Here is a 24,880-nt window from a genome sequence, read left to right as displayed (position 1 = left end):
CATGCGAAACCGTGCCCTGGCGGCCCTGTCGAGCCTCACGCTGCTGCTCACCGGCTGCGGCGGCGACGACCAGCCGCGACAGCCGGACCAGCCGCGGGTCACCCTGCAGGCCACGCTGACCCGGACCGACACGCTGCTGTCCTGGACGTGGACCCTGCGCAACGACGACACCGAACCGATCGTCGTCCTCGACGGACCGATCACCGGCGGCAATCAGCCGCAGGTGTGGGTCACCCCACGCGACGACGGCACGATCGAGGCGGCCTACCGGTTCCTCGCCCCGCCGGAGGGCGTCGCGGTCGCGCAGCCGATCCTGCAGGCCGGGCACACCGTGGCCGCCGGCGCTTCCGCGACCGGCACCGCCCAGGTGCGGCTGCCGCTGACGGTGCGGCATCCGTACGCGGGCTCCTTCGATCCGCCCCTGGCCCTGCCCGGCGGCACACCGGACGTCAGGTTCTGTGTCGGCGCCGTCCGCGCCAAGGACGTCGCCCCGCAGCCCGGTGGCGCCTACGCGCACCTGGAGTCCGCGGTGGAAAAGCAACGCGTGACCTGCGCGGACAGCTGAGACCGGCGGCCGGAATCGGCGGCCGGGCCCGATGACCAGCGAACCAGGTTCCTAGGATGATGAAGAGGGTGTGTCGCCGGCCGCGAACCTGACGCCGAGTGGCCGGCCGCTGGTCAGCGGCCGGCCACTCGGTGCGGCGGTACTACTGAGGAACGCTGGGCACCTGCGGCGCGGCGTCGGACCACTCCGCGGTCAGCACCAGGGTGCTGCTCTCCTTCGAGGGCGTCGCCGTCCCCTTGGGGCCGGAGCTGACCTTGTCCGCGAGGATGAGGTGCGTCGCGGTGTCGATGATCAGCCGCTCGGTGTAGGTCCCGTTGGCGAACTCCACACCCTGCCCGGCCCGTCCGCTCTCATCCCGTACCGTGCCGAGGCCCCGCACCCCCGGAAGGTCGGCGAGGATCCGGAAGGCCGCGGCGCGAACCTTGGGCTCGGCGGGGGTGTCCAGCAGCATCCGGCCGAGCAGGCTGAAGGTCAGCCGGTCGCTGTCGGCGCTGCCCGGCGCGAACCCCATCCGCTGCTGAATCCGGCTCGTCACCCAGGCACGCAGCGCCTTCTGGTCCTCCGGCAGCTGCCGGACCTGCTCCAGGCTGAGCTGCCCGACGTCCTCCAGGTAGCGCGGCGGCCGGGTGTCCTTGTTCAGCTCGCCCGGGCCCGGCCGGGTGGACAGCACGAGGTCCTTCACACCGTCGGCGTCGATCGTCCACGTCGTCGGTGAGCCGGCCGCCCGCCAGGCCTTCTCGTCGGCCTCGGCCCGCGGCTGTACCCCGGCCTCCCGGCGGCCGTTCCAGCTCGGCTGCTTCTTGGTGCCGGCGTCCCAGCTCTCCTCGACACTTCGCCGGACCATCCAGTACGCGTGGGGATCGGCACCCACCCGCACCGCACCGAAGACGTTCAGCGTCTTCACGTGCCAGTAGTTGCCCTTCGCGGCCGGTGCCTGTTCCGCCCTGGTCGCCGCGGCGAGCAGGATGTCCTGGGCCGTGACCGTCGTCGTGCCGCCCGTCGCGTCCCCGATGGTCCCGGGGAGCGCGCCGGCCGGCGGCGGACCGTCGGCCGGGGCGTCCGGGCCGCCGACGATCGCCGGGGCGACCAGCGCCACGGCCGCGGCGGCACCGACGAGACCGGTGCCCACCAGCGACCACCGCAGCGCGGGCCGCCGCGTCGCCGGCCGGTCCCACGCCGTACTTCCGGATGCGCTGTCGGACCGTGCGGCCGTGATGACGTTGTCCAGCACGCGCCGCCCCCCGTCGCTCCGAGCCCAGCCGTGCTCCGGCCGGGCGCCGCGCACCAATTCGTCAATGTTCATGGAGACTCCTCACACTGCCAATGGACCGCGGATGGGCGACGTGGCTTCGTCGTCGGCGTGGGCGACGACTTGGTACGCCGCACGGAAACGGCTGCGGGCGCGGTGCAGCCGCACCGCGAAGGTCGGCCGTGAGACGCCCAGGACCCGGGCGGCCTCCGCCGGGCTCAGGTCGAACCAGGTCGCGGTGACCAGCACCTCGCGGTCCCGTTCGCCCAGCGCGTCCAGCGCCCGGCGCACCTGGTCCCGGAGGGCCACGTCATCGGCCAGCCGGTCCGGCCCGGTTTCCCCGGCGCTGAGCGTGACCATCCGTTCTTCCAGCGCGGTGCTGGCGGCGCTCTGCCGATGGCGGGCCAGCACCACGTTCCGTGCCACGCCGAACAGCCAACCCCGTTCCTCGCCGGCCCTGATCCGGTCCAGGGACCGCCAGGCGACCAGGAACACCTCGCCGACGACATCCGGCGCGTCCTGGCGGCCGACCCGCCATGTCGCGTACGCGTGGATGTCGTCGGCATGTCGACGGAACAGCTCGGTTACCCGCTCTTCCCGTTCTCGCATGTCACCTCCGCAAATCGCTCTGTCGAGGTGTACTTGTCGAACGGGGGTCCACCGATTACAGGCATCGGCCCATCATTCGCGCCTACTTCAGCGGGATGTCAATGTAGGAGCCGCCCCCGATCGTGATCGAGTCGTTCGCCGCGTTCTCGTCGTAGTAGAGCGGGTCGACGGTGTCGACGACCAGGGTGAGGGAGTGCCCGGCCGGCAGGTCGAAGGCGGTCGCCGGCAGCGCGAGGTCGACGGCGCGGGCGCCGCCGGCGGTGCCGAGCCAGGTGATCGGCGCGTGCGTGATCAGGCCGGCGGTGCCGATGGCGTCGAGGTCGTACAGGTAGGCCACGACCGTGCCGCGCGCCGCGGTGCCGGACAGTTCGAGGTGCAGCTTCGGGATGCCGCGGATGCGCTGCGCCGTGGCCGGCCGTTCGGCGGCCCAGACGCCGGCGCGGCTGCGGCTGACCGTGGGCAGCCAGACCGTCGGCCGGATGCCGGTGAACGCGGCCACGCCGTTGGTGATGAGGACGGCGCCGCCGTCGGCGGTGGTGTTCAGGTCGGTGGGGATGGACTTGCTCCAGCCGGTGCTGGGCGCGCCGCCGAGCAGGCCGGTGCCGTCCAGCCGGCGGATCTGGCCCAGCCCGTACCGGCGGGTCGTGGTGGCCAGGGCGTTCCAGGCCGGGTATCCCTCGGCCGCGGCGTTGTACGGCTTGACGAACACCGGCGGCTCGGTGGTGATGCCGGTGTCGAGGCCCGCCAGGTACTGGTCGAACCACCGGTGGACGCTGGTCCAGACCTCGTTGTCCAGCCCGAAGATGCCGGTGAGTTCGGCGATCGCGTGGTCGCCGGGCCGGAACTCCAGGCGCTTCGGGCCGGTGAGCCGGCCGTAGAAGTCGACCAGCTGGTTGGGCGGGAAGAACGAGTCACCCCAGGCGTTGGCCATCAGGACGGCCGGCCGGTTGGCGTTGATGGCGTCGACGTAGGTCGCCGCCGAGCGCACCCGGGACCACTCCAGCACCTCGGCGACGTTGCGGTTGGCGGCGAAGTCGCCGAGCTTGCCGGTCAGCTCCGGCCCGGGGTTGCCGAGCAGGTCGGCGGCCACCTTGAGAAGCCCGGGCGCCTGCTGATGGCGGGTCGAGTCGGCGTAGAGCGAGTAGCTCAGGTCCGTCCAGCCGCTCATCATGGCGACCGCCCGGATGCGCCGGTCGAACGCCGAGCCGAGCAGGCTGAGCCCGGCGCCGTACGAGATCCCGGCCGCGCCGATGCGCGCGGGATCGGTGGCGGTGTTGGCGATCGCCCAGTCGATCACGGTGGACAGGTCGGCCATGTCGGCCGGGCCGGCGGTGTTGATCTCCCCGCCGGATTGCCACCAGCCCCGGGGCGTGTACGAGACGACCACGTACCCGCGGGCCGCCAAGGCTTTCGCCTGGGCCAGGTATTCCAGGTCGTTGAGGCCCCAGCTCGACGGCAGCACGACGGCGGGGTACCGCCCGGTCGCGGCCGGGGCGACGACGTTGGCCTTGAGGACCACCGCGTCGGAGGTGATGTCGACGAACCGGGGCCCGGTCGTGGCGGCGGCTGCCGCGACGGCGGGGGTGGGTCCGGCGATGCCTGCCAGGACGGTGCTGGCCACGATCGCCAGCAGGGCGAGAAGCAGGGGGGAGCGACGTGACGCCATGCGCACTCCTTGGGGGACAGGACGGCGATTCGGTGGCGGCAGCGTAGGAATCGGTACCGAGAAATTGAAGATGATGACATTCTCGTTACCGGCAGGTAACATACGACGCCAGTGCGAGGAGCGTGACCGTGTTGTACGGGGCCCCGACGGCGCGTCGCCAAGACGCCCAGCGCAATCGCGCGGCCATCGTCCTGGCCGCGAGCGAGGTGCTGGCCGACGGGGGCACGGTCATCTCGATGCCGGCGATCGCCCGGCGGGCCGGTGTCGGCCAGGCGACTCTCTACCGGCACTTCCCGGACCGGACCGCGCTGGCCGCCGCGGTCATCTCCGACCATCTGCGGCGCCTGGAGGAATTCGCCGCGAGCGCGGACTGCCAGCCGGCGATGTTCCGCGACCTGCTCCGCGGGGTGCTGCACACGCAGGTGGCGATGCGCCCGCTCGTCCTGCTCGCCCGGCGCTTCGACGCCGCCGCCCGCGACAGATTCCAGAAGCGGTTGCTGGCCGCTTTCTGCGAACCGTTGCGGCGGGCGCAGAGCCAGGGGTACGTGCGCGGCGACGTCACCCCGGCCGACCTGCTGCTGCTGTTCGCGATGGTCCAGGGCGTCGCCGAGGCCACCGAGGATCTGGCCGACGCCCGGGCCGCCGCGGACCGCTCGATCGACCTAGTGCTCGACGGCGTCTTCACTCCGATGACCTGACGGGGCGCGCGTGACGGGCGCGGTCAGCAGCCCGACGATCGCGTCGACCAGCGTCGTCGCGGTCTGCTGCCAGCCGGGGTCCGCCCGCGGCGCGCGCTCACGCTCGGCGCAGGTGTGCAGCAGGACGTGGCGGGCCATGTCGCTGCGGGCGGCCCGGACCGGCGGCGGCAGCTCCCGCAGGCAGTTGTTCAGACCCACGGCGGTCGCCCGCACGGCACCGACGTCGAGGGCGTCGTCCACGATGACCTGCCGCAGCATCGGGTCGGCCATGACCTGGGTGCAGAATCGGGCGTACCAGCTGGGCCCGTCGTGGGCGGCCAGGTGGTCGGTGAGGGGCAGCACCAGGCAGCTGACCCAGTCGCGGACCTCGGTGCTGCCGGCGTGGCGGGCCACGAGCGGGCCGGCGAGCTGCTCGATCTGCCGGGTGCGCTGGTGCACGATGGCCCGGACCAGCTCGGTCTTGGTGCCGAAGTGGTAGCCCACCGCGGTGTTGTTGCCCTGGCCGGCCTCGTCGCTGATCTGGCGGTTGGAGACGGCGACGAGGCCGTGCTGGGCGAACAACCGCTCGGCCGTGGCGAGGATCGCCTGCCGGGTCTCCTGGGCTCGGCCCGGCCGCGCGGTGTTGGCGGGGTTCATCGCATCGCTCCGTCGCGGCGTTCTCGGCACGGCCGGTGCCGGGGTCGGGTGGCGCGGCCGGATCAGCCCTCGCCGACCTGGACATTCTTGCTGGTTCGCGCCCTCCTCGGTATCCCGCCCCGAAGCCTGGGGTTGCGGTTGGTGGGTTGGACTTTCTCGCGGTGGACGGCCGAGGCCGGGGGTGACCACGCACTGCTGGTGGAGCGCATGCAGTGCGTGGTCACTCCCGGCCCGTCCTTGCATTCTCGACGGATGCGGCTGGGTGATGGGTCTCGCGCGCCCCGGTTGCCAGCGCGGGCTGGGTGGTCACCTTGCGGATCTGGTCTGGCTGCCGCGCTGTTGTGGCGCCAGGGGATGGTGTCGGGCGGGCCTGGCTGGGTGGTAGGTCGTGCGGTCCCCGGTCTGTGCGGCTTCGGCCGGTGTTGCCGCGCGGGCGTGGTCGCCGAGGTCCGCGAGGGTCTCGGGGGCGCGGGAGTTGCTCAGGACCACGTTCCGGCCGGCGGCCAGGGTGAGACGGCGATCGCGCTGCCGATGAGGCCGAGTGTCTTGGTCACGGTGTCGGGTCGCCATTTCGAAGGGGATGGCGGGCCAGGACGGCGGTGCGCCTCGACCACGTGCCGTCGACGGCGGTGGTGAGCAGGAATCCGGCGACGTCGGCGCGGGAGATCCGGGGCAGGCCGGGTAGCCGGTCGATCTCGGCCAGGTCGGTGGCGCGCACCCGGCCCGAGGCCGGCTTGTTCGTCAGCAGGACGGGGTAGGCGAGGGTCCAGTCGAGGCCGGAGCCGGTGAGGATCCGTTCCCCGGCGGCCTTGTCGGCGAAGGTCGCCTTACCGCCGGCGTAGAGGAACCGCATCAGCGCGTTGGCCTTGCCGAGGGACTCGCCGACGCCGAACGCCGACATGATCACCAGTCGTTTGGTGCCGCTGCGTTCGGCGGCCCGGACGATCGCGCGGGTGCTGTCGGTGATGAGGTTGCCGGGGTCCTTGGCCTTGCCGATGCCCAGGGTGCTGACCAGGGCGTCGGTGTCCTGCATCGCCGCGGCGAGGGCGTCGGCGTCGCGGACGTCGCCGGCGGCGGTGGTCAGCCGCGGTTGGGAAGCCAGGCTGCCGGCGTCGCGTACGTAGGCCGCTACGTCGTGCCCGGCCGCGGTGGCCTGCTCCAGGAACAGCCGGCCGGTGGCGCCGGTGGCCCCGAGGAGGAGGAATTTCATCGCTGTGGTCTCCGTTCGTGAGCCCCAGCGGCTCACTTACGAATGTATAGCACCTCCTTTAGGTAAGCAATCGGCCCGGGGTCGCGCTGTCTCGGGCAGCAATGACTCAGGGGAGGTGCGGGATGGTGACGCACACGACGCGGGAGTCAGCGTCCGACCGGGTGGGTCGCGGCCCAGGCGCCGGCGGCGCGCTGCCGGGCGTGCTCCGCCTCGGCCTTGAGCTGGTCGATCGCCGCCAGCACGCCGGTGGCCCGGTCGTCGAGCATGCCCTGCGCGCTGAGCACCTCGATCAGGCTCTCCTGGGCCTGCAGCAGGTTGCGGACGGCGCGGCAGGCGGAGGTGATCTCCGGCTCGGCGCCGCCGTCGGAGCGCTCGGTGCCGCCGTCACAGCGCTCGGTGCCGCCGTCGTAGCGTCCGTTCTCGGCTGCGCCGCCGGCCTCGTCCATGCGTGAAATGTACAAGTATTTCCCTGGTGAAGGGCCGGGTGGGGGCGATTCATCCGTCTGACCATGCCGGCCTGTGGCGATGGCCGGTGCCGCCGCCGCCCGCTACCTTGCGGGGATGGACCTCGACTTCGCGGATCCGGAGTTCCTGCGGGATCCGTACCCCGGCTTGGCTCTGCTGCGCGAGCGCGCGCCGGTCAGCTGGCACGCCGCGACCGGCCGGTGGTTGGCGGCCGGCCATGCCGCGGTGGGCGCGGTGCTGCGCGACCGCGCCCTCGGCCGGTTCTGGCGGGATCGTGAGCCCGCCGAGGTGTACGAGCCGTTCAACCTGCTGCACCGCAACCAGATGATGGAGAACGAGCCGCCGGTGCACACCCGGCTGCGGTCGCTGGTCGCCAAGGCCTTCACCCGCGGGCACGTCGAGCGGCTGGGCCCGGCCGTCGCCGCCGAGGCGGCCGCGCTGCTGGCCGCCGCCGGGACCGAATTCGACCTGCTCGCGGCGGTCGCCGAGCCGCTGGCGGTCACGGTCATCGCCGAGCTGCTCGGGGTGCCCGCCGCCGACCGGCACCGGCTGCGGCCGTGGTCGGCGGCCATGGTGCGGATGTACGAGGTGTCGCCCACCCCGGCGACGGAGGCCGCCGCCCTGACCGCCTGCCGGGACTTCGCCGACTATCTGCGTGAGCTGGCCGCCCGGCGCCGCGCCGAGCCGCGCGACGACCTGCTCAGCCACCTCGTCGCGGTGCGTGACGGCACCGACCGGCTCTCCGGCGACGAGCTGGTGGCCTCGGCGATCCTGCTGCTCAACGCCGGTCACGAGGCCTCGGTCAACGCCCTCGGCGGCGGCGTGGTGGCGCTGCTGCGGCACCCCGCCCAGCATGCCCGGCTGCGCGCCGACCGCGGGCTGATCCCCACCGCGGCGGAGGAGATGATCCGCTACGACCCGCCGCTGCACATGTTCGTCCGCACCGCCGCCGCCGACGTGGAGCTGGCCGGGGTGACGATCCCCGCTGGCGCCGAGGTGGCCGCGCTGCTCGGTGCCGCCAACCGTGACCCGGCGGCCTTCGCCGACCCGGACTCCTTCGATGTCGGCCGCGACCCGAACCCGCACGTCGGCTTCGGCGCGGGACTGCATTTCTGTCTCGGCGCCCCGCTGGCCCGCCTCGAATTGCGGACCGCCCTGGCCGCCCTGCTCGACCACGCACCCCGGCTCGCCCTGGCCGCCGATCCGGTGCACCGTCCGACCTTTGTGCTGCGTGGCTATAATGCCGTCCCGCTCACCACTCGGCCGTCCTGATCTCCGTTCCGGTATTGGCGTTTTCTCGTAGAAAAGAACTGTTTCGTGTGTGGCCTGTCACGTCATCGACACTGTCCAGGGGTAACCCGGAAAACGTTCCGGGCCTAAGATCGACTGGTCCCGGCCGAAGACAGTGGCAAACATCGATGACCAGGAGATCTGTAGCGGTGTCTGATCGCCCCACCCGGGTCTGGAACGGTGTGACCATTCCGGAATCCGGCGTCTATGTCCTCGATGAGGCGCACAAGCGGATCGGCTTCCACGCCCAGCACATGATGGTCAGTCCGGTCCGCGGCGAATTCGTCGAGGCGACCGCGACCATCGTGGTGGCCGAGGATCCGCTGTTGTCGTCGGTGACCGCGAGCATCCGGGCGGCCACGATCGACACCAACAATGCCGAACGCGACACTCATCTGCGCAGTCCCGACTTTCTCGATGCCGAGGCCTATCCCACTCTGGAATACCGCAGCACCGGGGCCAAATGGCTGGGCGGAAGCGACCCCATCTTCCAGTGGGCGCGGCTGCGCAACAATCCGCTGAGCCGCCGCGGCACCACCGCCGACCTTCCGGAGGCGGCCGCCACGACGGCTGCCCGGTTCGTCCTGACCGGGGATCTGACCATCAAGGACGTGACCCAGCAGGTCGACCTGCAGATGGACTTCGGCGGGGCGCGCCGCGATCCGTACGGCCGGGACATCATCGGCTTCAGCGCCACCGCCGAGATCAACCGGGAGGAGTACGGCCTGGTGTGGAACGTCGCCCTGGACAGCGGCGGCTTCCTGGTGGGCCGCAAGGTCCGGATCGAGATCGCCGGCGAGGCCATCCACCAGCCGAGCTGATCACCGGCCGGGCCGGCCGGTAGATTCCCGCACCATGGACAGCGGCGGCACGGTGGATGAGCGGGCGGGCATCGCGACGGCGAAGGAGGCCGCGGACCACGAGCTGATCGTGGGCTTCGGCCGGCTGCTGGGAGCGGCCAACCGGCTGGAGCACCTGCTGGGCCGGGCCGTCGAGCAGGAGTCCGGGATCAGCCACCTGATGTTCGAGGTGCTGCTGATCCTGGCCCGAGCCGGCGGCGACGGCCTGCCGATGAAGGCCATCGGCCGGGCGCAGGTGCTCACCACCGGGGGAGTCACCCGGCTGGTCGACCGGATGGCGGCGGCCGGCCTGGTGGAGCGCGCCGACGACCCCGGCGACCGGCGCGGGCGCCTGGTGCGGCTCACGCCGCTCGGCGAGGAGACCGCGGTGCGCGCCGCCACTGTGCACGTGGCCAACATCCAGCGCTTCTTCCTCGACCCGCTGCCGCCCACGCACCGGGACCGGTTCATGGACGACCTCCGGCTGCTCAGCCGCGCCGCGCAGGCCGCCCTGCCACCGCTGCGCTAGCTCGGGGCGCACCGCACCACATCCCGCGCGAACGCCGACGGTCAGCGCCGGCCGGGACGCCAGCCGGTGGTCGCCGCCCACTCCTCCGCGACCGTCGCCACCAGGTCGACCACCGGGTCCTTGACGTCGGTGTAGACGCCCAGGTCGCCGACGGCGGCGGCGAGGGTGCCCTTGAACCGGGCGTACGCCGGCACCGCCCCCGGGTGGGCGCGGAACCAGTCGCGGAACAGCAGCGCCAGCCGCTCGTTCGGCGAGCCCGCGAGCCGGCAGTGCAGGTTGACCTGTTGCTCGCCGGGGATCCGCTTGTGCCAGTACCGCTTGGCCCATCGGTGCGCCGGATCGTCGCAACCGGCCGGCACGTGGTCCTGCTCGTACGGTCGCCGGGCGAAGCCGAGGGCGGCCAGCGGCTCGTCGAAGGCGGCGCCGGCGTCGTCGAGGTCGGCGACGCTGACCTGCAGGTCGCAGACCGGCTTGGCCGCCATGCCGGGGATCGAGGTGCTGCCGATGTGGTCCACCCGAAGCGCCAGCGGCGCCAGCGCGGCCGCCACCTGGTCGGCGAGGGCAGCCCCCGACTGCTGCCAGGCCGGGTCGTAGGGAGCGACGATCGTCGTGGCGGAATCATCGGGCATGAGCACGTACGGCAGGTTAGTGCAGCCGGGCCGCGGGTCTCACCGCAGCCGGGGGAGCGAGGCCCGGATCGCGCCGGTCAGCGCGGTGAACGCCGTCCCGGCCTGTCCGGCGTTCCAGGCCGGATCGCCCGCGGTGACGGCGACCCGCAGATCCACCATGAGGTTGGAATCGAGCGCCGCGGCCCGGAACTGGACACCCCCGGCGCCGTCGTCGAGGTGCGTGAACGCCCGGTCGCCGAGCCCGGTCAGCTCCACCGGGGCGGACTCCTGGGAGGCCGGGCGGTCGGACTGTGCGAGGCGCGTCTCGTAGGAGAACTTGCCCATGAACGCGTTGTCGTACCAGGTGACGGTCACCGTGCCCAGGGCGCGGCGGGTGCCGTCCGGCTGGGCGACGGTGAACCGGCACAGCCGCTCCGGCCGGCTCGTCGCCGCGTCCACGTCACCGGGCCCGCTCGCCGCCGCGGCCGAGAGGTCCGGCCGGCCCAGCGCGGCCCCGATGAGCCCCAGATCCAGTGCCTCGCAGACGTCGGTGCGAACGGCGTACCGGGCACCGAAGACGGTGCCGGCCCCCACGACGGCGACGATCCCGGCGGCGCCGACGAACAGCAGCGCGAACCAGGACGCGAGGCGCCGCGGCGGGCGCGGCATCGGGTCCCACTCCGGGTACGCGGGACCGGCCTGGAGCGGAAGCGGGGAGATCGTCACCGGGGCAGGGTACAGATTCCGGCGGAGAGATCAACCTGGCTTTCCAGCTGCGGAAAGGGCCGGTGACCCAGGTCAGCTGAACCGGGCGACCGCCCGCAGCGGGGCGTGGCGCATCAGGAAGCCGACCGGCACCCACGGCCAGGACGGCACCTGGGCCTGCGGGCGTTCCCGCTCGATGGCGCGCACCATGGCCCGGACCCCCTGCTCCGTGGAGACCATCATCGGCTTCGGCTTCGAGGCCGGGTTGGCCTCCGAGACGATGTAGCCGGGATAGACGGTGGTGACCTTGACCGGGGTGCCGAGCAGGTCGGCGCGGATGCCCTCGGCCAGCGCGGCGACGCCCGCCTTCGCGGCGGAGTAGGTCGTCATCGCCCGGGGCAGGCCCCGCATCGCGCTCATCGACGAGATCACCACCAGGTGACCGTGCCGCTGCTCGCGGAAGATCTGCACCGCGGCCTCGCACTGCGCCAGCGCCGCCACGAAGTTGGTCTGGGCGCTGTGCAGGTTGGTGTCGAAGCCACCGGTGCCGACCGGCCGGCCCTTGCCGCCGCCGGCGTTGACGATCACCCGGTCCAGGGTGCCGAACTCGGCGCGGACGGCCGCGAAGCCCTCGAACACCTGGGCGTGGTCGGTCACGTCGAGCTGCCGGACCGTGACGGTGATGCCCGGATGGGCGGCGAGCAGCTCATCGCGCAGGGCTCGCAGGCGGTCCAGGCGCCGCGCGCACAGCGCGAGATTGCGCCCCCGCGCGGCGAAGTCGCGCGCCATCTGCTCGCCCAGCCCGGCACTCGCCCCGGTGATCAGGATGTTCTTCCGTACGCCCACGCGCCCGACCTCTCCTCGCCGTCGATCCAGCCGGCTCAGTCTCCAGGCTGGTCGATCGCGCCGGGTCAGAGGGGCCCGGTCAGCCGCCGAGGCTGCGGTCCTGCGATCGCTGCGCGTACGGCCAGGGGGATCGGCCGGGCCCCGGCCAACGATCGATGCTGTTGGTCCCGGACGCGTACGGGTGCGGGCCCTTGTTGCCGGGCCGGCGCGTGCCGGCGTACCGGTTCACCATGTCCGGCCCGGTGACCGGGGCCGGCCTGCCCGGGCCCGGCGACTTGTCCCGCGTCCGCGCGGGCCACCGGCCGGCGCAGAGGCTCGCCGCCACCATCAACGCGCCGAGCAGCAGGGCCGATCCGGTGCGCAGCGGTGTGGTCGAGTCGATGGCGCGACCCGCGACCGACAGGTCCCGCGGGAACAGGCCCAGCACGCCGTCGGGATCGACCAGCAGCGCCAGGTGGCCGGCCGCGAGTACGGACCCGGTCAGCACCACACCGAGCGGCGAGAACCGCAGCGTCGCGAAGAGCCCGAGCAGCAGCCCGGCCCCGGCGAGGCACATCGCGGGCGCTACGAAGGCGCCGGTGTCGAAGGCGCCGCTGGTCCGCGCGTCGGCGAACACCTGCGCGGACCGGTCCTGACCGAAAGCGAGCAGCAGCCAGGATGCCGGGACGACGTACATCGCGGCGATCAGCGTGTAGATGTGGCGCATGGCGGGCACCGTACCGACCTGGCGACGCCCGCGAGATATCGACGAGGCGGATGGTGCCGATCTTTCGGATAGTGCTCAGATGACGCGGAGGGTGTGACACGCCGAGGGTTTTCGACGCTATCAAGACCGGGTCAGCCGAGGGACTCGGCGACGGGACCGGGCAGCGTGCCGGTGAAGCTCTCGGCCGCCCTGGCGGTCTCGCCGCCGGCCAGCGCGATCGCCGCCAGCACGGCGGTGACCAGCGCGACGGCCGCCAGCACCGTTACCCAGCCGGACACCCGCCGGCGATACCACGCGACGCCCGGCGCCACGGTTCGGTGGCGACCGGTCGTGCCCAGGTCGTCGGAGACCGCGGTGCCGGGCGGAAGCGATGCCGTCGGCCGGGTCCGCCAGGCCACGACGGCGGAGAGCTCGGCGGTCGGCTGGTTCGTGTCGCCGGCCGCCGGCCGCCGGCCGATCGCGGTCAGCCGGTCGCGCACCGACCGGGCCGTCGCGGGCCGGTCGGTGCGGTCCTTGGCCAGCAGTTCGGCGACCAGCTGCTGCAGCTCGGGCGGGACATCGTCGCGGTGGGCGCGCAGCGGCACCGGAGGCTCGTCCAGGTGCAGGTCGAGGATGTGCATCGCGGTCGCCCCGTTGAACGGTGGGGCGCCGACCAGCATCATGTAGAGCACGCAGCCCAGCGCGTACAGGTCGGAACGGCCGTCGACCCATTGCCCGACCGCCTGCTCCGGTGCCATGTAATGGCAGGATCCGACGACGGCGCCGGTGCCCGTCAGCGCCGTGTCGCCCGCGGCCTGCTGCATGCGGACGAGGCCGAAGTCGCAGACCTTCACGACGCCGGACGGGCCGATGAGAATGTTCGAGGGCTTGATGTCACGGTGCACGATGCCGGCCGCGTGCGCCGCGCCCAGCGCGTCGCAGATCTGTGCGGCGACCGACACCGCCAGCTCGACCGGCATGGGACCCCGCAGGGCGAGCAGTTCGCTCACGCTGCGCCCCTCCACCAGCTCCATCACCAGGTACGCGGCATCGTCGATGACGTCGAAGTCGTACACCCCGACGATGTTGCGGTGCTCGAGCCGGGCCACCGAGTGCGCCTCCCGGCGGAGCCGTTCCAGCGCCACCGGGTCGGCGCGCCGCACCGGGTGGAGCAGCTTCACGGCCGCGTTGCGATCCAGCCGGGTGTCCCGCGCCCGCCACACGCTCGCCGTGCCACCGCGACCCAGTTGCTGCTGGAGGCGGTAACGACCGCCCACCACGTTCCCCGACATACGGCCGTCCTTTCTGCCCGGCCGGAAACGCGGCCGGAGTGAGACCCCCTGGCCGGGTGCCGCAGGTCGTGGATCGTGGTGGTCGGCCGCGGCGCCCGCCAGCGGAGCGATCAACGCCTTCGCTGTTCGGTTACCTCAGAGAGGCGCCGCCCGCCCGTGCCGCGTTACACCCGTCCCCGGTCGGGTGACTCGCCCTCGGCGGAGAAGACGAGCTCGCCCCGCCGCCGGCGCAGGATCAGCAGGACGATGCCGCCCGCCACGAGCGCCCCGCCGAGCGTCGCCAGGCCGGTCACCGCCGTGCCGGTGACCGGCAGGCCGCCGGACCCGCCGCCGGCCGTGCCGCCGGTCGAGTCACCTGTGGAGCTGCCGGTTCCGGAGCCGGATCCGCCGGTCGGGGCCGGGGATCCCGTCGACGCGGAGACCACCGGGGTCGGCTCGGTGACCACCGGGGTCGGTGGCGTCGTCTGGCCGCCGCCGGCCGGGCAGGTGTGGGTGAGGTTGAACTTGTCGGCCGTACCGGTGATGACCGCGGCGGCGCCGGTGAGAGTCCACCCCGCCGGAGTCTTGATCCAGGCCTTGCTCGTGCCCTTGTCGGTGACCACGGCGCCGCCGTCCGCCGGGACGGTCAGCGTTCCGTTCGCGCCGAAAACCGCCGTCACCGAGACGAAATCACCGACCTTGTCATGGTTTCCAGGTAGGACAAACACCCAAATATCGCTACCCGGGTACGGGCCGCCGCCGAAGTTGGCGTCGCAGTCGTGCGTCCCGTACGCGGACGCGGTGGTGGGCACGTTGCCGCCGTTCACGGCGACCGTCGAGTCGGCCAGCGCGGGCGATCCGGTCACCGACCCGACCATGACCGCCGCTCCGGCCGCGACCGCGAACCGGCCCAGCAGATTCAACCCCATCGTGATCCCTTCCTCTGTGCCCATCCGGGCCTTCCGAGGGGTGATCGGACCAGATCTCCACCGTCGAGGCGACAGTGGATCGGGTGGATCATCATGAGGGAACCGGTCCAGTTGACGGACCAACGGACACACTTGGCGCCGGCGCCCGATTTCGAGTAACGCGGGCCCGCCGGCCTTGAGCGTCACCCGCTCAGGTACACCGTTACCACCCAGGTCAATGCGATGCCGGCGCCGTGTAGCGTGCTGACTCGGCTCTTTCGACGACGGGATTCGGTGCATTGGATGACGAGGAACTCGCCGGTGCCGTGTCCGCCGCTGTCCGGGGGGACCCGGGCGCTTTCGCCGCTCTGTGGCAGGCGATGCAGCCGGCGGTGCTCAGGTATCTGCGCGTCATCGTCGGCGAGGCGGCCGAGGACGTGGCCTCGGAGACCTGGCTCCAGGTGGCTCGTGACCTGCGCGGATTCACCGGTGCTCCGCCCGCCTTCCGGGTGTGGCTGTTCACAATCGCCCGCAACCGAGCCATCGACGAGCATCGCCGCGCCCGGCGCCGGCCGGAGGAGCCGAGCGAGCTGTCGGACCGGAACGTGGCGGCGGTCCAGCCCGACGTGGCCCAGGACGTGATCCGGAAAGCGGACACCGACTGGGCGCTGGGCATGATCGCTTCGCTGCCGAAGGACCAGGCCGAGGCGGTGATGCTGCGGGTGGTGGCCGGGCTCGACGTGGCACAGACCGCGCAGGTGCTCGGCAAGCGGCCCGGGGCGGTGCGCATCGCGGCGATGCGCGGTCTGCGGCGGCTGGCCGGGCACGCCGAGGTGCAGGCCCGCCGGGCGGCCGGCCCGCCGCTGGGTCTGAACTCGCCGCGTCCGGAGGGGGTGTAACGCGATGCGCCTGCGGGACGCTCTTTCCCATGCCATGGGTGGTTCACGAATGCGCCGGATCGGGTCGCGCGAGGTCGAGCAGCTGCTCACCGCCGACTCGGGCGCTTCCGCGTACCCCGGTCTGAGCGATCTCCTCGCCGCCGCGGCGGCACCGCCGCGGCCGGACGAGCTGGTCGGTCTGCCGGCGGCGATGGCCGCGTTCGAGGCCGCGGGCCGGGAAAGCCGGACGAGCAGCGCCGCGGTCACCAGCAGGCGCAGGGGGTTCGCCAGGTCGGTGGTCGTGAAGGTGGCCGCGGGCGTGGCTGTCGTCCTGTTCGGCGGCACGGCGCTGGCGGCCGAGACCGGCAACCTGCCGGGGGCCTCCCAGCGGCACGCCCACGAGCTTTTCTCCGGCCTCGGAGTGCCGGCGCCACCCAGCGCCCGCCCGGCCCCGACGGTTCCCGCCGCGTCCGAGAGCGCCGTCGTGCCCACCCCCGAGCCGAGCTCGGTCAGCCCGAGCAGGACCCCCGGCCCGGCCGGCGCCGCGACGCGCGGGCTGTGCCGATCGTGGCAGGCCCGGCAGCAGAACCCGAAGAAGAAGCCGATGAAGGCCGAGTCCCTGCGGAGCCTGACCGCGGCGGCCGGCGGCGCGGAGCACATCACCGACTTCTGCGCGGCCCTGCTGACCGACGACCCGAGCGCGACCACCACCCAGGGCCCGGCCGCGGTCTCACCCACTCCGAGCCATCCGGGTAAGGGCAAAGCCAAGGGGCACAGCAAGAAGGAGTAGACAGGCGCATGGCTGATCCACTGCTCGACCGGGACATCGCGGCGGCGGCGCTGGCCCAGGTCTGTGCTGCCGCCGGCCCCTATGTCGAGGCCCTGGCCGAGCGGCCCGTGCACGATCCCGCCGCCGCCGGGTCGCTCGCCGGCATCGGCGGCCCGTTGCCGGAGGAGGGCACCGGCACCACCGCGGCCGTCGACCGTCTGCTCGCGATCGGTACGGCCACCGCCACGGCCTCGTCCGGCCCGCGGTTCTTCCATTTCGTCACCGGCGGCACCACCCCGGCCGCCCTCGCCGGCGACTGGACCGCCGCGCTGCTGGACCAGAACGCCTTCGCCCGGGTGTCGTCTCCCTTCGCGCACGAGGTGGAGACCGTGGTGCTCGGCTGGCTGCGGGAGCTGTTCGGGCTTCCGGCCGGCTGGGGCGGGGCCCTGGTCGGCAGCGCCACGTTCGCCAACTTCACCTCGCTCGGCTGCGCCACCCAGTGGTGGGGCGAGCGCCACGGCGCCGACACGGTGCGGGACGGGCTGTCCGGGCTGCCGCGGATGGCGGTGCTCTCCGGCGGCTACGTGCACGCCTCCGCCCGCAAGGCGTTGCAGATGCTCGGGCACGGGCGCGACGCCGTCCAGGTCTGCGCGCGCGACGACGTCGGCCGGGTCGACCTGGTGGGCATCGAACGCCGGCTGATCGCGCTCGACGGCGCCCCCGCGGTGCTCATCGCCAACGCCGGGGAGGTCAACGCCGGCGACTTCGATCCGGTGGACGCCCTGGCCGAGCTGGCCGAGCGGTACGGCGCCTGGCTGCACGTCGACGGCGCGTTCGGGCTGTTCGCCGCCCTGTCCCCGCGCAGCGCGCACCTCGTGCGCGGCATCGACCGGGCGCACTCCATCGCCGCCGACGCGCACAAGTGGCTCAATGTGCCGTACGAGAGCGGGTTCGCGCTGATCCGCGAGCCGGGCCGGCTCGGCACGGCGTTCGGCATGCCCGGGGCCGCGTACCTGCCCGGGCCGCGGGATCCCGGCGGCGGCTACGGCCTGCACGGGCCCGAGTCGTCGCGCCGGGCCCGGTCGCTGCCGATCTGGGCGACCCTGACCGCGTACGGGCGCCAGGGGCACCGGGCCATGGTGGAGCGGCACCTCGACCTCGCCCAGCACCTGGCCCGGCGGATCGACGAGGCGCCCGAGTTGCAGCGCCTCGCCGACGTGCCGCTGTGCATCGTGTGTTTCCGGGTCGCGCCGCCCGGCGTACCGGATGAGGATCTTGACCGGTGGAACCGGGCCGTCGGCGAAGCGCTGATCGCCGACGGCCGGGTCTTCTGCGGGACCACCGTCTACGGCGGCCGGGTGGCGTTGCGGCCCGCCATCGTCAACTGGCGCAGCACCGTGGCCGACGTCGACCTGTTCGTCGATGTGGTCCGGGAACTGGCCGCCCGCACCAGAGCGGAGCCCTGACCGGCCGGATCTCGCGGTCGGCCGGTTCGCGGGTCAGTAGCGGACCCTGATGACCACCCGCCGGTTGTACTTCTGGGCCTTGCCGCGGAGCGGGCTGACGCCGCCGGCACCCACGATGGTGATCGGCGCCCTGACACCCAGGCTCCGCAGATAGGCGCGGACCGCGGCGGCACGCCGTTTCGCCAGGTCACGGTTGAACTTCCTGGCCGCTTTCGACTTCATGGTCGTCTGGGTGTAGCCGGTGATGGTCATCCGCTTCGCGGTCCTGATCGGGCTCCGCAGGCCGCGCAACACCGACTTCGAGTGCGGGGTCAGCTTGGCCGACAGATGCGGGAAGATGAACGTCCCCAGCGTGACCGTGTTGTCGACCGGTTTCGCCTTGCGCACGCTGCGGCTCTTGCAGTTGTCGTCCAGCACGATCCAACTACTGTCGCGCAGCGCGTCGCCGTCCGGTGTGATCCCGGTGAGCACCAACTCGTGCAGGCCGCCGGAGACGCAGATCTTGCTGGGCAGCTTGATCTGGGCCCGGAAGTTGCCGGCGTCGTCGGTGAGGCCGGCGGCCACCTGCACCGGCGTCGAGCGCATCGTCAGCACGTACTTCGACTGCGACCGCAGGCCGCCGCCGGTCATCACGGCCTGGGCGCCGACCACCGGTGAGTTGACCTCCAGGTCCAGCGTCAACTGCAGGCGCGGGGCCGCGCTGGGTGCCGGCGCCGGGGGCGGGGGCGGGGGCGGCGTAGGCCCGGGAGGGGGCGCCGTGCGTCGGGTCCCGGCGCCGGGGTCCCGGTCGGCGTGGGCTCAGCCGTGGGCTCAGGTGTGGGCTCAAGAGTGGGCTCAACGGTTGGCTCAGGCGTGGGCTCAAGGGTGGGCGCCGTGGTCGGGGTCATGACGGGTGGCGGAGCGGTCGCCGTGGCCACGTAGGTGTACGCGCCGGCCGCCCCGACGAATCCGCCGGCCGTGGTCACGTTCACCTGCACCGGGCCGAGCGCCGTCCCGGCGGGAATGGTGCAGGTCACCTGGGTCGGCGACACGTTCACGATGGTCGTGCACGCGGTCTCCTCGAGCATGACCGAGCTGGTCAGCGAGAGGTTGGTGCCGGTGATGGTGAGCGTGCCACCGCCGGAGAGCCGGCCGGAGATGGGCGACACCGAGTCGATGGTCGGCGCCGGTTGGGTGTATTCGTACGCGCTGGCCAGCGAGGCCGTGCCGGCGGTCGCGGTGAGTTCCAGGCCGACCGTGCCGGTGGTGAGCCGGGACGGGATCGTGCAGGTCACCTCGGTCGCGGACACGTTCGCGATGGTCGTGCACGCCGTGCCGCCGAGGGACACCGCGGAGGTGTCGGTCAGCAGGGTGCCGGTGATCGTCAGCGTGCCGCCGCCGGCCAGTAGGCCCGTCACCGGCGAGATCGATGTCACCGTGGGTGTCTCCACGTACTCGTACGCCGCGAGCTTGGTGCCCGAGGCGATCGGGTTGGTGGCCACCACGTCGAAGGCGCCGGCCTCGAGCTTCTCCGGAAGGGTGCAGGTCACTTCCGTCGCGGACTGCACCACGACCGACGTGCAGGCGTCGCTGCCGACCGTGACCGAGTTCGTACCGAGCAGGTTGGTGCCGGTGATGGTCAGCGTGGTGCCACCGGCCAGCGGGCCGGACGTGGGCGACACCGAGGTCACCGTCGGCGCCGCCGCGTAGGTGTAGGAGCTGAACAGCGGTGACACCCCCCGCGGGCTGACGACCTGCACACTCACCGGGATGGCCAGGGCACTCATCGGAATGGTGCAGGTGACCTGCGTCGGCGACACCACCACGACGGAACCGCAGGCCATCGCCCCCACCATGACGGCCTGCGTCCCCTCCAGGTCGGTGCCGGTGATGGTCAGCGTGCCGCCACCGCTCGGCAGGCCCGTCGTCGGCGAGATCGAGGTGATCGCGGGCGTCGGCACGACCTCGACGAACGTCGCCTCGACCGCGCCGGTGCCGCCGTCGGGCATCGTCGTCGGGTCGCCGGCGGCCAGCCCCGTACCCCCGGAACCGGCGCCGGTGCCGCCGGCGTGACCGAACCACCTGGCCGGCATCGCGCCGGTGTTGGTGTAGTTGCCACCGCCGCCACCGCCGCCGCCGAGGTACTGGGTGGTCAGCGTCATCACGCTGCCGACGCTGCCGGCGCCGGCCAGGGCGAGGTCCTGCGCGCCGCCGCCACCACCGCCGGAGTAGCCGCCGCCGCCGTTGCCGGCGCGCCGGGTGCCGATCGAGGCACCGATCCCGCCCGACGCGATGGCTCCCCACATGGCGCCGCCCCCGGCCGTGCCGGCGTAGTCCCCGGACCCACCGGCGCCCCCGTTGACCCCCGAGGCGGCGGCCCCACCGTTGGCGCTGTAGGCACTGCCGTAGCCGGTGCCGGCGGCACCGGCGTTACCGCCTGCCCCGCCGCCGGTGACCGTCGTGCTCGTATCCTGCCCGCCGGCGCCGCCGCCACCACCGGTGATGACCAGCGTGCCGAGCATGACGGAGGTGGCGCTGTAGGCGAAGACACCGGAGCCGCCGCCACCGCCGCCACCGCCGAGGGAGTCGTCCGTGCCGGCGACGCCGCCCGCGCCGCCCGCGCCCACCTTGATCCGCAGGAAGCTCGTCCCGAGCGGCAGGGTCGCCCAGCCGGAGGTCACCGCGCCCTTGCCGCCGCTGGCCCAGCCGTCCGCCGCCCGGCTGCCGCCACCGCCGCCGCCGGTGACCTTCAGGTGCACGGCGGTCGCCCCGGCGGGGACGGTGACGTCCTGGGTGCCGGCGCTGGTGCAGGTGACCTGCGTGTCCAGGGCCGGCGTCGCGCTGGCGCAGACGGCCGTGGCACGCGCCGGGGCGGCCGGCGCCACAGCGAGGCCGACCCCGAGCAGAACGGCGGCGGTTCCGGCGCCCCACGGTCGGAGCACACCGTTCCGGGGCGATGCGGGAAGGGCCGGCATAACTCATCTCCTGACAGGTCGGCTGCGGGCTCAGGCCCAGCTTGCCCGACTTTCTGCCTGTAAAGACATGAAATGCCCTCTTTTTCGGTGACCCGGCCGGCGCCGACGGCCGGGTCACCGGCGGGACCACCGGCTACGGCGGCCGGGTGGCGTCGCGGCCCGCCATCGTCACCTGGCGCACCGCCCTAGCCGGTCGCCGCGCTGTCGCGGGCGATGCGGACCAGTTCGAGCAGGCCGTCGGCGTATTCCTGGGACTCGGCGTGCGCCTCGGCGAAGGGCGGCTGGAAGCCCACCCCTTCCCACTGCTGGGTCTGCTCGTTCCAGAGGTCGTTGCCGATCTCGAAGTTCCAGGCGACGATGCCGAGGTCGTAGTAGAGCTGGTCGGCGGAGTTGCCCGCCGCCGAGTACAGCACGTCGGCGACCGGGCCGGTGTACGCCGGCCAGGTCACCGTCCCGCGCCCGGCGCCGATGGCACCGATGATGCGGCGGGCGCTGTCCTGGAAGTACTTCGACTCGTCGATCGACGGGCGGGGCAGGGTGACCCGGCCCGCCGCCTTGTACGCCCCCGGCGACCACATGAAGTAGCCGCCGTAACTGTGCACGTTCAGCGAGTACTTGATGTTCCGGTGGGCCTTCGCGAACGCGACCACGTTGCCGCTCTCCGCCTCGGACAGCTCACCCGTGCCCGAATACACCCCCGACAGACAGTTGGTGCTGCCGCCGACGTAGCCGTCGAACAGGGAGCCGACCGTGTAGTTGCGGTTCACGTCGACACCCCACTGGTCGCGCAGGCGGGGGTCGCGGGCCGCGCCCGTACAGTGGTTGACCAGGTTCTTGCGTTGGAAGTTGAAGTCGTTGAACGAGTAGTTCGCGCCGTCCGGGTTGACCGTGGGGATGACGAAGACCTCGACCGAGTTCAGCAGCTCGCGGGTCGCCGGGTCGGTCCGGTAGTTGGCCAGCAGGCGCTCGGCGAACTCCATGGTCACCAACGGCGTCGCCCACTCCCGGGCGTGCTCCTGGCTGTAGGCCAGCACGCCCACCTTCGAGCCGTCGCGGACCGCGCCGATCCGCAGTGCCTGCACCGTCCACGGCCGCCGGGAGACCTCGGTGCCCCGCAGTCCGTCGTCGAGGCGCGCCGGGCCGGCGACCGGCATCGGCAGGCCCGCGGAACCGTCCTCGACGAAGGCGGTGAAGCGCTGCGGGTACCGCGCGGTGATGAAGGCGGCCACGTCGTCGGTCGTGCTGATCACCTTGCCGCCGGCGTCGGTGGCCAGCGAGACGGTCAAGACCCGGTCCCGGTACGCCGCACCGAGCGGCCGGTTCGCCCGCCCGGGGTCCACAGTGCGCACCTGGACGCCGTTCAGGCCCTGGTCGCCGAACTTCACCGACTCCACCACGACGGCCGCGGCGGCGGGGTCACCGAGGTAGGCCGCGGCCGTACGGCGGTAGCCCTGGGTCTTGTTCGGCAGGTTGACCACGTCGACCAGGCCGCGGTACTGCCGGCCCAGCCGCTGGATCCGCGCCCGCAGGTCGGTCGGCGTCAGGTACGCGTCGATGAAGTCCTTCTGGTATCCGCTCGGCAGCGCGGGCGGGGTCGCGTTCGGCCAGGCCGCCGGGGTGATCACCCGCGACTGCCCGCCGAGGCTGGAGACCGCGCTCACCTTGACCGGCTGCGCGGGCAGCCGCTGCGGCACCTGCACGTGGTACTGGTATTCGCCGGCGTCCTCGAACCGGTACAGCGGGTAGCTGCCGGTGGTGCCGTCGGCGGTCGTCCAGGTCACCGTGATCTCGACGTCCGGGTCGTCGGAGGCCGACGTGGCGACCTGCGTCTGCAGGAAGGTCCGCCCGCCGCTGCTCCACCAGTACGCCTGCAGGAACTGCAGGGTGTCCGCGCCGGCGGCCCGGGCCGTGCCCCGGCGCTCGGCGAGCCGGCGGGCGCCGTCGGCCTCGGTCTGGATCACCTGTACGGCGACCGCGCCGCGCGCCGTCAGCGCGGCGAACTCGGCGGAGGTCACCACGACATCGGCCATGACCTGCCCGTTCGTGCTCCGTGGCCGGGTCGCGACGTCGGCACCGGAGGCGACCAGGTCGTGGAACGCGGCCTCGTCCGGCAACCGGAAGCGGATCAGGGCGGTCTCGCCGGCGGCCGGCGCGACCACCGCACCGGCGGCCGGGGTGGCGGGTGGTGCGGCGGCGCTCGCACCGGGATGGGTGAGTAGTCCGACTGTCAGTACGGCGGTGGCGGCGGTGGCCGCCCAGCGGCGTCGGGATGACATCGAGCCTCCTGCGACATCGAAGGATGGTGATTCCAGAGCAGTCCATCAATCGACCGATGTCAACTCCACGGAAATTCGCCTACGCCGTACGGCGTACCCCGGTGCCTTTGTTGACCGCATTTCGCAGACGCGGAAGGGCGCCGCGAAATCGACCATGGGGGTATCCGTTTCTGGAAGGACTGCCGTCATGCCCGCACCCCTGCCTCCCGACGTCGACATCACCGATCAGGCGCGCACCCCGGTCGAGGACCCCACCCTCGGCATCGACGTCGCGGCCGGCCTCGGCGACGTCCCACCTCCGAAGCACCGGTTGGTCACCATCGGGGACTCGCTGCTGCACGGCATGCAGAGCGGCGCCGTCTATCAGACCGGCCTGTCCGCGCCCGCCATCGTCGCCTACGAGCTCGGCTGCCTCGACTCCTTCCGGTACCCGACCTACGGCGGCCCCGGCGGCCTGCCGTTCAACATCGAGCTGTTTCTTCGCGTCCTGCAGGACCAGCACGGCGACGAGGTCGACTGGTGGGAGGTCCCCGCCGCGCTGTTCACCGCACGGCAGTGGATGGACGGCGGCGAGGACTACTGGGAGCGCGGCCCCGGCTCGGCCCTGCCCACGACCACGAGTATCCCGCACAACCTCGCCATGTACGGCTGGGACCTGCGCGACGCGCTGAGCCAGACCGCCGCCCGCCTGCTGTCCCGGCTGGGCGACCCGGCGGACGACTGGGTGAACCAGCGGATCGAGAACGACTCCGAACGCGCCGCGCTGCGCATCTACCCCACCCAGCCGGAGACCGGCCGCGACCGGACCGTCTTCGACCTGGCCGCCGAGCTCGGCGAGGGCGGCATCGAGACCCTGGTCGTCTTCCTCGGAGCGAACAACGCCCTCGGCGCGGTCAGCGAATTGAAGGTCGTCTGGAGCGGCGACAACTACCGCGACCTCGACGGTAAGGGCGCCTACACCGTGTGGCGCCCGCTGCACTTCGCCGCGGAACTGGCCGAGGTGGCCGCCCGGGTCCGGGGGATCGGGGCCCGGCACGTCATCTGGTGCACGGTCCCGCATGTCACCATCGCCCCGATCTGCCGCGGCACCGGCGGCAAGATCGAGCCCGGGTCGCGGTACTTCCCCTACTACACCCGGCCGTGGATCAGCGACCGTGACTTCGACCCCGGCCGCGATCCGCACATCACCGCGGCCGAGGCGCGCGCCGTGGACAGCGCGGTCGACCAGTACAACGACGCGATCACCGACGTCGTCCGGGAAGCCCGCACCGGCGGCGAGGACTGGTACCTGCTCGACACGGCCGGCGTCCTGGACCGGCTCGCCGACCGTCGCTATCTCACCGATGTGACGGCCCGGCCGGACTGGTGGCGGCCCTACCCGCTGCCCGCGGACCTGGCCGCGCTGACGCCGCCGTACACCTCGGGTTTCCTGACCGCCGACGGCAACGGTGGCCGCGCGACGGGCGGCTTGTTCTCCCTGGACGGCATCCACCCCACCGTCACCGGCGCCGGCATCATCGCCCAGGAGCTCATCACCGTGATGCGGCAGGCCGGGGTCGAGTTCCGGTCGCCCCTCGGCGCGCCGCGCATCGAGCCGGTCACCGTCGATTTCGGCCGGCTGCTGCGGCGGGACACTCTGGTCACCCGGCCGCCGCAGAACATCGACTCCACCCTGTCGGTGTTCGGCTGGGCGGACGAGGTCCTCGATCTCATCCGCGCCGCTGTCCCGTTCTGACCGGCCCGCCCCCGCCGTGGAGA

General features: G+C 72.7%; 24 protein-coding genes. 9 read left to right on the top strand and 15 right to left on the bottom strand.

The genetic code is table 11. The features are described from left to right. Nucleotide 1 precedes the first annotated feature (1 nt). A complete protein-coding gene (locus DMB66_RS38610) occupies nucleotides 2–565 on the top strand; it encodes a hypothetical protein (RefSeq protein WP_125809083.1) in 564 nt (187 codons plus the stop codon). 142 nt (nucleotides 566–707) lie between these two features. Here DMB66_RS38610 and DMB66_RS38605 read toward each other — a convergent pair whose 3' ends face one another. The 3 genes from DMB66_RS38605 to DMB66_RS38595 all read right to left on the bottom strand — a co-directional run bounded on the left by DMB66_RS38605 (nucleotide 708) and on the right by DMB66_RS38595 (nucleotide 4,089). Next, on the bottom strand, nucleotides 708–1,868 hold the full coding sequence (locus DMB66_RS38605) for a CU044_5270 family protein (protein ID WP_125809082.1): 1,161 nt from the start codon (nucleotides 1,866–1,868) through the stop codon (nucleotides 708–710). Between the two features lie 9 nt (nucleotides 1,869–1,877). Beyond that, nucleotides 1,878–2,423 (bottom strand): RNA polymerase sigma factor, encoded by a 546-nt coding sequence (locus DMB66_RS38600; protein ID WP_125809081.1) that lies wholly within the window; start codon nucleotides 2,421–2,423, stop codon nucleotides 1,878–1,880. A gap of 82 nt (nucleotides 2,424–2,505) precedes the next feature. Continuing rightward, nucleotides 2,506–4,089 carry a CocE/NonD family hydrolase gene (locus tag DMB66_RS38595; protein ID WP_125809080.1) on the bottom strand — a complete coding sequence of 528 codons (1,584 nt, stop codon included), beginning with the start codon at nucleotides 4,087–4,089 and terminating at the stop codon, nucleotides 2,506–2,508. A gap of 128 nt (nucleotides 4,090–4,217) precedes the next feature. Here DMB66_RS38595 and DMB66_RS38590 point away from each other — a divergent pair, with 128 nt between their 5' ends. Continuing rightward, complete coding sequence (locus DMB66_RS38590; RefSeq protein WP_125809079.1) at nucleotides 4,218–4,787, top strand: TetR/AcrR family transcriptional regulator; 570 nt, start codon at nucleotides 4,218–4,220, stop codon at nucleotides 4,785–4,787. Here the strand turns inward: DMB66_RS38590 and DMB66_RS38585 are convergent. From DMB66_RS38585 to DMB66_RS38570, 3 genes are all read right to left on the bottom strand, one after another. After that, nucleotides 4,752–5,423, bottom strand: coding sequence for a TetR/AcrR family transcriptional regulator (locus DMB66_RS38585; protein ID WP_125809078.1), 672 nt, complete (start codon nucleotides 5,421–5,423; stop codon nucleotides 4,752–4,754). The genes DMB66_RS38590 and DMB66_RS38585 overlap by 36 nt on opposite strands. A 550-nt stretch (nucleotides 5,424–5,973) precedes the next feature. Further along, nucleotides 5,974–6,633, bottom strand: a complete 660-nt coding sequence (locus tag DMB66_RS38575) for an NAD(P)-dependent oxidoreductase (protein ID WP_125809076.1) — start codon at nucleotides 6,631–6,633, stop codon at nucleotides 5,974–5,976. A gap of 146 nt (nucleotides 6,634–6,779) precedes the next feature. After that, a complete protein-coding gene (locus DMB66_RS38570; RefSeq protein WP_125809075.1) occupies nucleotides 6,780–7,079 on the bottom strand; it encodes a hypothetical protein in 300 nt (99 codons plus the stop codon). A 115-nt stretch (nucleotides 7,080–7,194) separates the two neighbouring features. On the opposite strand from DMB66_RS38570, the gene DMB66_RS38565 reads away from it, so the two are divergent. The 3 genes from DMB66_RS38565 (at nucleotide 7,195) to DMB66_RS38555 (ending at nucleotide 9,756) form a co-directional block, all read left to right on the top strand. Then, nucleotides 7,195–8,370, top strand: a complete 1,176-nt coding sequence (locus DMB66_RS38565) for a cytochrome P450 (protein ID WP_125809074.1) — start codon at nucleotides 7,195–7,197, stop codon at nucleotides 8,368–8,370. A 146-nt stretch (nucleotides 8,371–8,516) separates the two neighbouring features. Continuing rightward, a complete protein-coding gene (locus DMB66_RS38560) occupies nucleotides 8,517–9,209 on the top strand; it encodes a YceI family protein (protein WP_125809073.1) in 693 nt (230 codons plus the stop codon). A gap of 34 nt (nucleotides 9,210–9,243) precedes the next feature. Continuing rightward, nucleotides 9,244–9,756 (top strand): MarR family winged helix-turn-helix transcriptional regulator, encoded by a 513-nt coding sequence (locus DMB66_RS38555; protein ID WP_199752872.1) that lies wholly within the window; start codon nucleotides 9,244–9,246, stop codon nucleotides 9,754–9,756. A 41-nt stretch (nucleotides 9,757–9,797) separates the two neighbouring features. Here the strand turns inward: DMB66_RS38555 and DMB66_RS38550 are convergent, their stop codons facing one another. The 6 genes from DMB66_RS38550 to DMB66_RS38525 all read right to left on the bottom strand — a co-directional run bounded on the left by DMB66_RS38550 (nucleotide 9,798) and on the right by DMB66_RS38525 (nucleotide 14,800). After that, nucleotides 9,798–10,385 (bottom strand): GrpB family protein, encoded by a 588-nt coding sequence (locus DMB66_RS38550; protein WP_125809072.1) that lies wholly within the window; start codon nucleotides 10,383–10,385, stop codon nucleotides 9,798–9,800. Nucleotides 10,386–10,424: 39 nt separating this feature from the next. Next, on the bottom strand, nucleotides 10,425–11,090 hold the full coding sequence (locus DMB66_RS38545; protein ID WP_125809071.1) for a hypothetical protein: 666 nt from the start codon (nucleotides 11,088–11,090) through the stop codon (nucleotides 10,425–10,427). A 72-nt stretch (nucleotides 11,091–11,162) separates the two neighbouring features. Continuing rightward, nucleotides 11,163–11,915 carry an SDR family oxidoreductase gene (locus DMB66_RS38540; protein ID WP_125809070.1) on the bottom strand — a complete coding sequence of 251 codons (753 nt, stop codon included), beginning with the start codon at nucleotides 11,913–11,915 and terminating at the stop codon, nucleotides 11,163–11,165. A gap of 79 nt (nucleotides 11,916–11,994) precedes the next feature. Beyond that, complete coding sequence (locus DMB66_RS38535; RefSeq protein ID WP_125809069.1) at nucleotides 11,995–12,621, bottom strand: hypothetical protein; 627 nt, start codon at nucleotides 12,619–12,621, stop codon at nucleotides 11,995–11,997. 131 nt (nucleotides 12,622–12,752) lie between these two features. Further along, entirely contained in the window at nucleotides 12,753–13,892 is a 1,140-nt protein-coding gene (locus DMB66_RS38530) for a protein kinase (RefSeq protein WP_125809068.1), read from the bottom strand. A 164-nt stretch (nucleotides 13,893–14,056) separates the two neighbouring features. Then, complete coding sequence (locus DMB66_RS38525; protein ID WP_158647511.1) at nucleotides 14,057–14,800, bottom strand: LPXTG cell wall anchor domain-containing protein; 744 nt, start codon at nucleotides 14,798–14,800, stop codon at nucleotides 14,057–14,059. Nucleotides 14,801–15,078: 278 nt separating this feature from the next. Between DMB66_RS38525 and DMB66_RS38520 the strand changes: the two genes are divergently transcribed. Genes DMB66_RS38520 through DMB66_RS38510 form a run of 3 tightly spaced genes read left to right on the top strand, consistent with a single transcriptional unit; the run spans nucleotide 15,079 to nucleotide 17,892 of the window. Further along, a complete protein-coding gene (locus DMB66_RS38520; RefSeq protein WP_233625140.1) occupies nucleotides 15,079–15,678 on the top strand; it encodes an RNA polymerase sigma factor in 600 nt (199 codons plus the stop codon). 49 nt (nucleotides 15,679–15,727) lie between these two features. Next, on the top strand, nucleotides 15,728–16,447 hold the full coding sequence (locus DMB66_RS38515) for a hypothetical protein (protein ID WP_125809066.1): 720 nt from the start codon (nucleotides 15,728–15,730) through the stop codon (nucleotides 16,445–16,447). Nucleotides 16,448–16,455: 8 nt separating this feature from the next. Then, entirely contained in the window at nucleotides 16,456–17,892 is a 1,437-nt protein-coding gene (locus tag DMB66_RS38510; RefSeq protein ID WP_125809065.1) for a pyridoxal-dependent decarboxylase, read from the top strand. Nucleotides 17,893–17,925: 33 nt separating this feature from the next. On the opposite strand, the gene DMB66_RS38505 is transcribed toward DMB66_RS38510, so the two are convergent. From DMB66_RS38505 to DMB66_RS38495, 3 genes are all read right to left on the bottom strand, one after another. Then, nucleotides 17,926–18,573, bottom strand: coding sequence for an OmpA family protein (locus DMB66_RS38505; RefSeq protein ID WP_125809064.1), 648 nt, complete (start codon nucleotides 18,571–18,573; stop codon nucleotides 17,926–17,928). Further along, nucleotides 18,570–20,846, bottom strand: a complete 2,277-nt coding sequence (locus tag DMB66_RS38500) for an IPT/TIG domain-containing protein (RefSeq protein ID WP_125809063.1) — start codon at nucleotides 20,844–20,846, stop codon at nucleotides 18,570–18,572. The genes DMB66_RS38505 and DMB66_RS38500 overlap by 4 nt, the downstream gene beginning before the upstream one ends. Nucleotides 20,847–21,031: 185 nt before the next feature. Beyond that, the gene (locus tag DMB66_RS38495; protein WP_125809062.1) at nucleotides 21,032–23,122 is read right to left on the bottom strand and encodes a M14 family zinc carboxypeptidase; all 2,091 of its coding nucleotides are present in this window, start codon (nucleotides 23,120–23,122) and stop codon (nucleotides 21,032–21,034) included. A 187-nt stretch (nucleotides 23,123–23,309) separates the two neighbouring features. On the opposite strand from DMB66_RS38495, the gene DMB66_RS38490 reads away from it, so the two are divergent. Further along, the gene (locus tag DMB66_RS38490; RefSeq protein ID WP_199752871.1) at nucleotides 23,310–24,857 is read left to right on the top strand and encodes a hypothetical protein; all 1,548 of its coding nucleotides are present in this window, start codon (nucleotides 23,310–23,312) and stop codon (nucleotides 24,855–24,857) included. Nucleotides 24,858–24,880: the final 23 nt, after the last annotated feature.

Source organism: Actinoplanes sp. ATCC 53533 (assembly GCF_003947245.1).
This window is presented reverse-complemented; position numbering and strand designations above follow the sequence as displayed.

Bases quoted from the DNA above. Each gene is read 5' to 3' on its own strand.
- DMB66_RS38610 (WP_125809083.1), top strand. From the start codon at position 2: ATGCGAAACCGTGCCCTGGCGGCCCTGTCGAGCCTCACGCTGCTGCTC.
- DMB66_RS38605 (WP_125809082.1), bottom strand. From the start codon at position 1,868: ATGAACATTGACGAATTGGTGCGCGGCGCCCGGCCGGAGCACGGCTGG.
- DMB66_RS38600 (WP_125809081.1), bottom strand. From the start codon at position 2,423: ATGCGAGAACGGGAAGAGCGGGTAACCGAGCTGTTCCGTCGACATGCC.
- DMB66_RS38595 (WP_125809080.1), bottom strand. From the start codon at position 4,089: ATGGCGTCACGTCGCTCCCCCCTGCTTCTCGCCCTGCTGGCGATCGTG.
- DMB66_RS38585 (WP_125809078.1), bottom strand. From the start codon at position 5,423: ATGAACCCCGCCAACACCGCGCGGCCGGGCCGAGCCCAGGAGACCCGG.
- DMB66_RS38575 (WP_125809076.1), bottom strand. From the start codon at position 6,633: ATGAAATTCCTCCTCCTCGGGGCCACCGGCGCCACCGGCCGGCTGTTC.
- DMB66_RS38570 (WP_125809075.1), bottom strand. From the start codon at position 7,079: ATGGACGAGGCCGGCGGCGCAGCCGAGAACGGACGCTACGACGGCGGC.
- DMB66_RS38565 (WP_125809074.1), top strand. From the start codon at position 7,195: ATGGACCTCGACTTCGCGGATCCGGAGTTCCTGCGGGATCCGTACCCC.
- DMB66_RS38560 (WP_125809073.1), top strand. From the start codon at position 8,517: ATGACCAGGAGATCTGTAGCGGTGTCTGATCGCCCCACCCGGGTCTGG.
- DMB66_RS38555 (WP_199752872.1), top strand. From the start codon at position 9,244: ATGGACAGCGGCGGCACGGTGGATGAGCGGGCGGGCATCGCGACGGCG.
- DMB66_RS38550 (WP_125809072.1), bottom strand. From the start codon at position 10,385: ATGCCCGATGATTCCGCCACGACGATCGTCGCTCCCTACGACCCGGCC.
- DMB66_RS38535 (WP_125809069.1), bottom strand. From the start codon at position 12,621: ATGCGCCACATCTACACGCTGATCGCCGCGATGTACGTCGTCCCGGCA.
- DMB66_RS38530 (WP_125809068.1), bottom strand. From the start codon at position 13,892: ATGTCGGGGAACGTGGTGGGCGGTCGTTACCGCCTCCAGCAGCAACTG.
- DMB66_RS38525 (WP_158647511.1), bottom strand. From the start codon at position 14,800: ATGGGGTTGAATCTGCTGGGCCGGTTCGCGGTCGCGGCCGGAGCGGCG.
- DMB66_RS38515 (WP_125809066.1), top strand. From the start codon at position 15,728: ATGCGCCGGATCGGGTCGCGCGAGGTCGAGCAGCTGCTCACCGCCGAC.
- DMB66_RS38510 (WP_125809065.1), top strand. From the start codon at position 16,456: ATGGCTGATCCACTGCTCGACCGGGACATCGCGGCGGCGGCGCTGGCC.
- DMB66_RS38500 (WP_125809063.1), bottom strand. From the start codon at position 20,846: ATGCCGGCCCTTCCCGCATCGCCCCGGAACGGTGTGCTCCGACCGTGG.
- DMB66_RS38495 (WP_125809062.1), bottom strand. From the start codon at position 23,122: ATGTCATCCCGACGCCGCTGGGCGGCCACCGCCGCCACCGCCGTACTG.
- DMB66_RS38490 (WP_199752871.1), top strand. From the start codon at position 23,310: ATGCCCGCACCCCTGCCTCCCGACGTCGACATCACCGATCAGGCGCGC.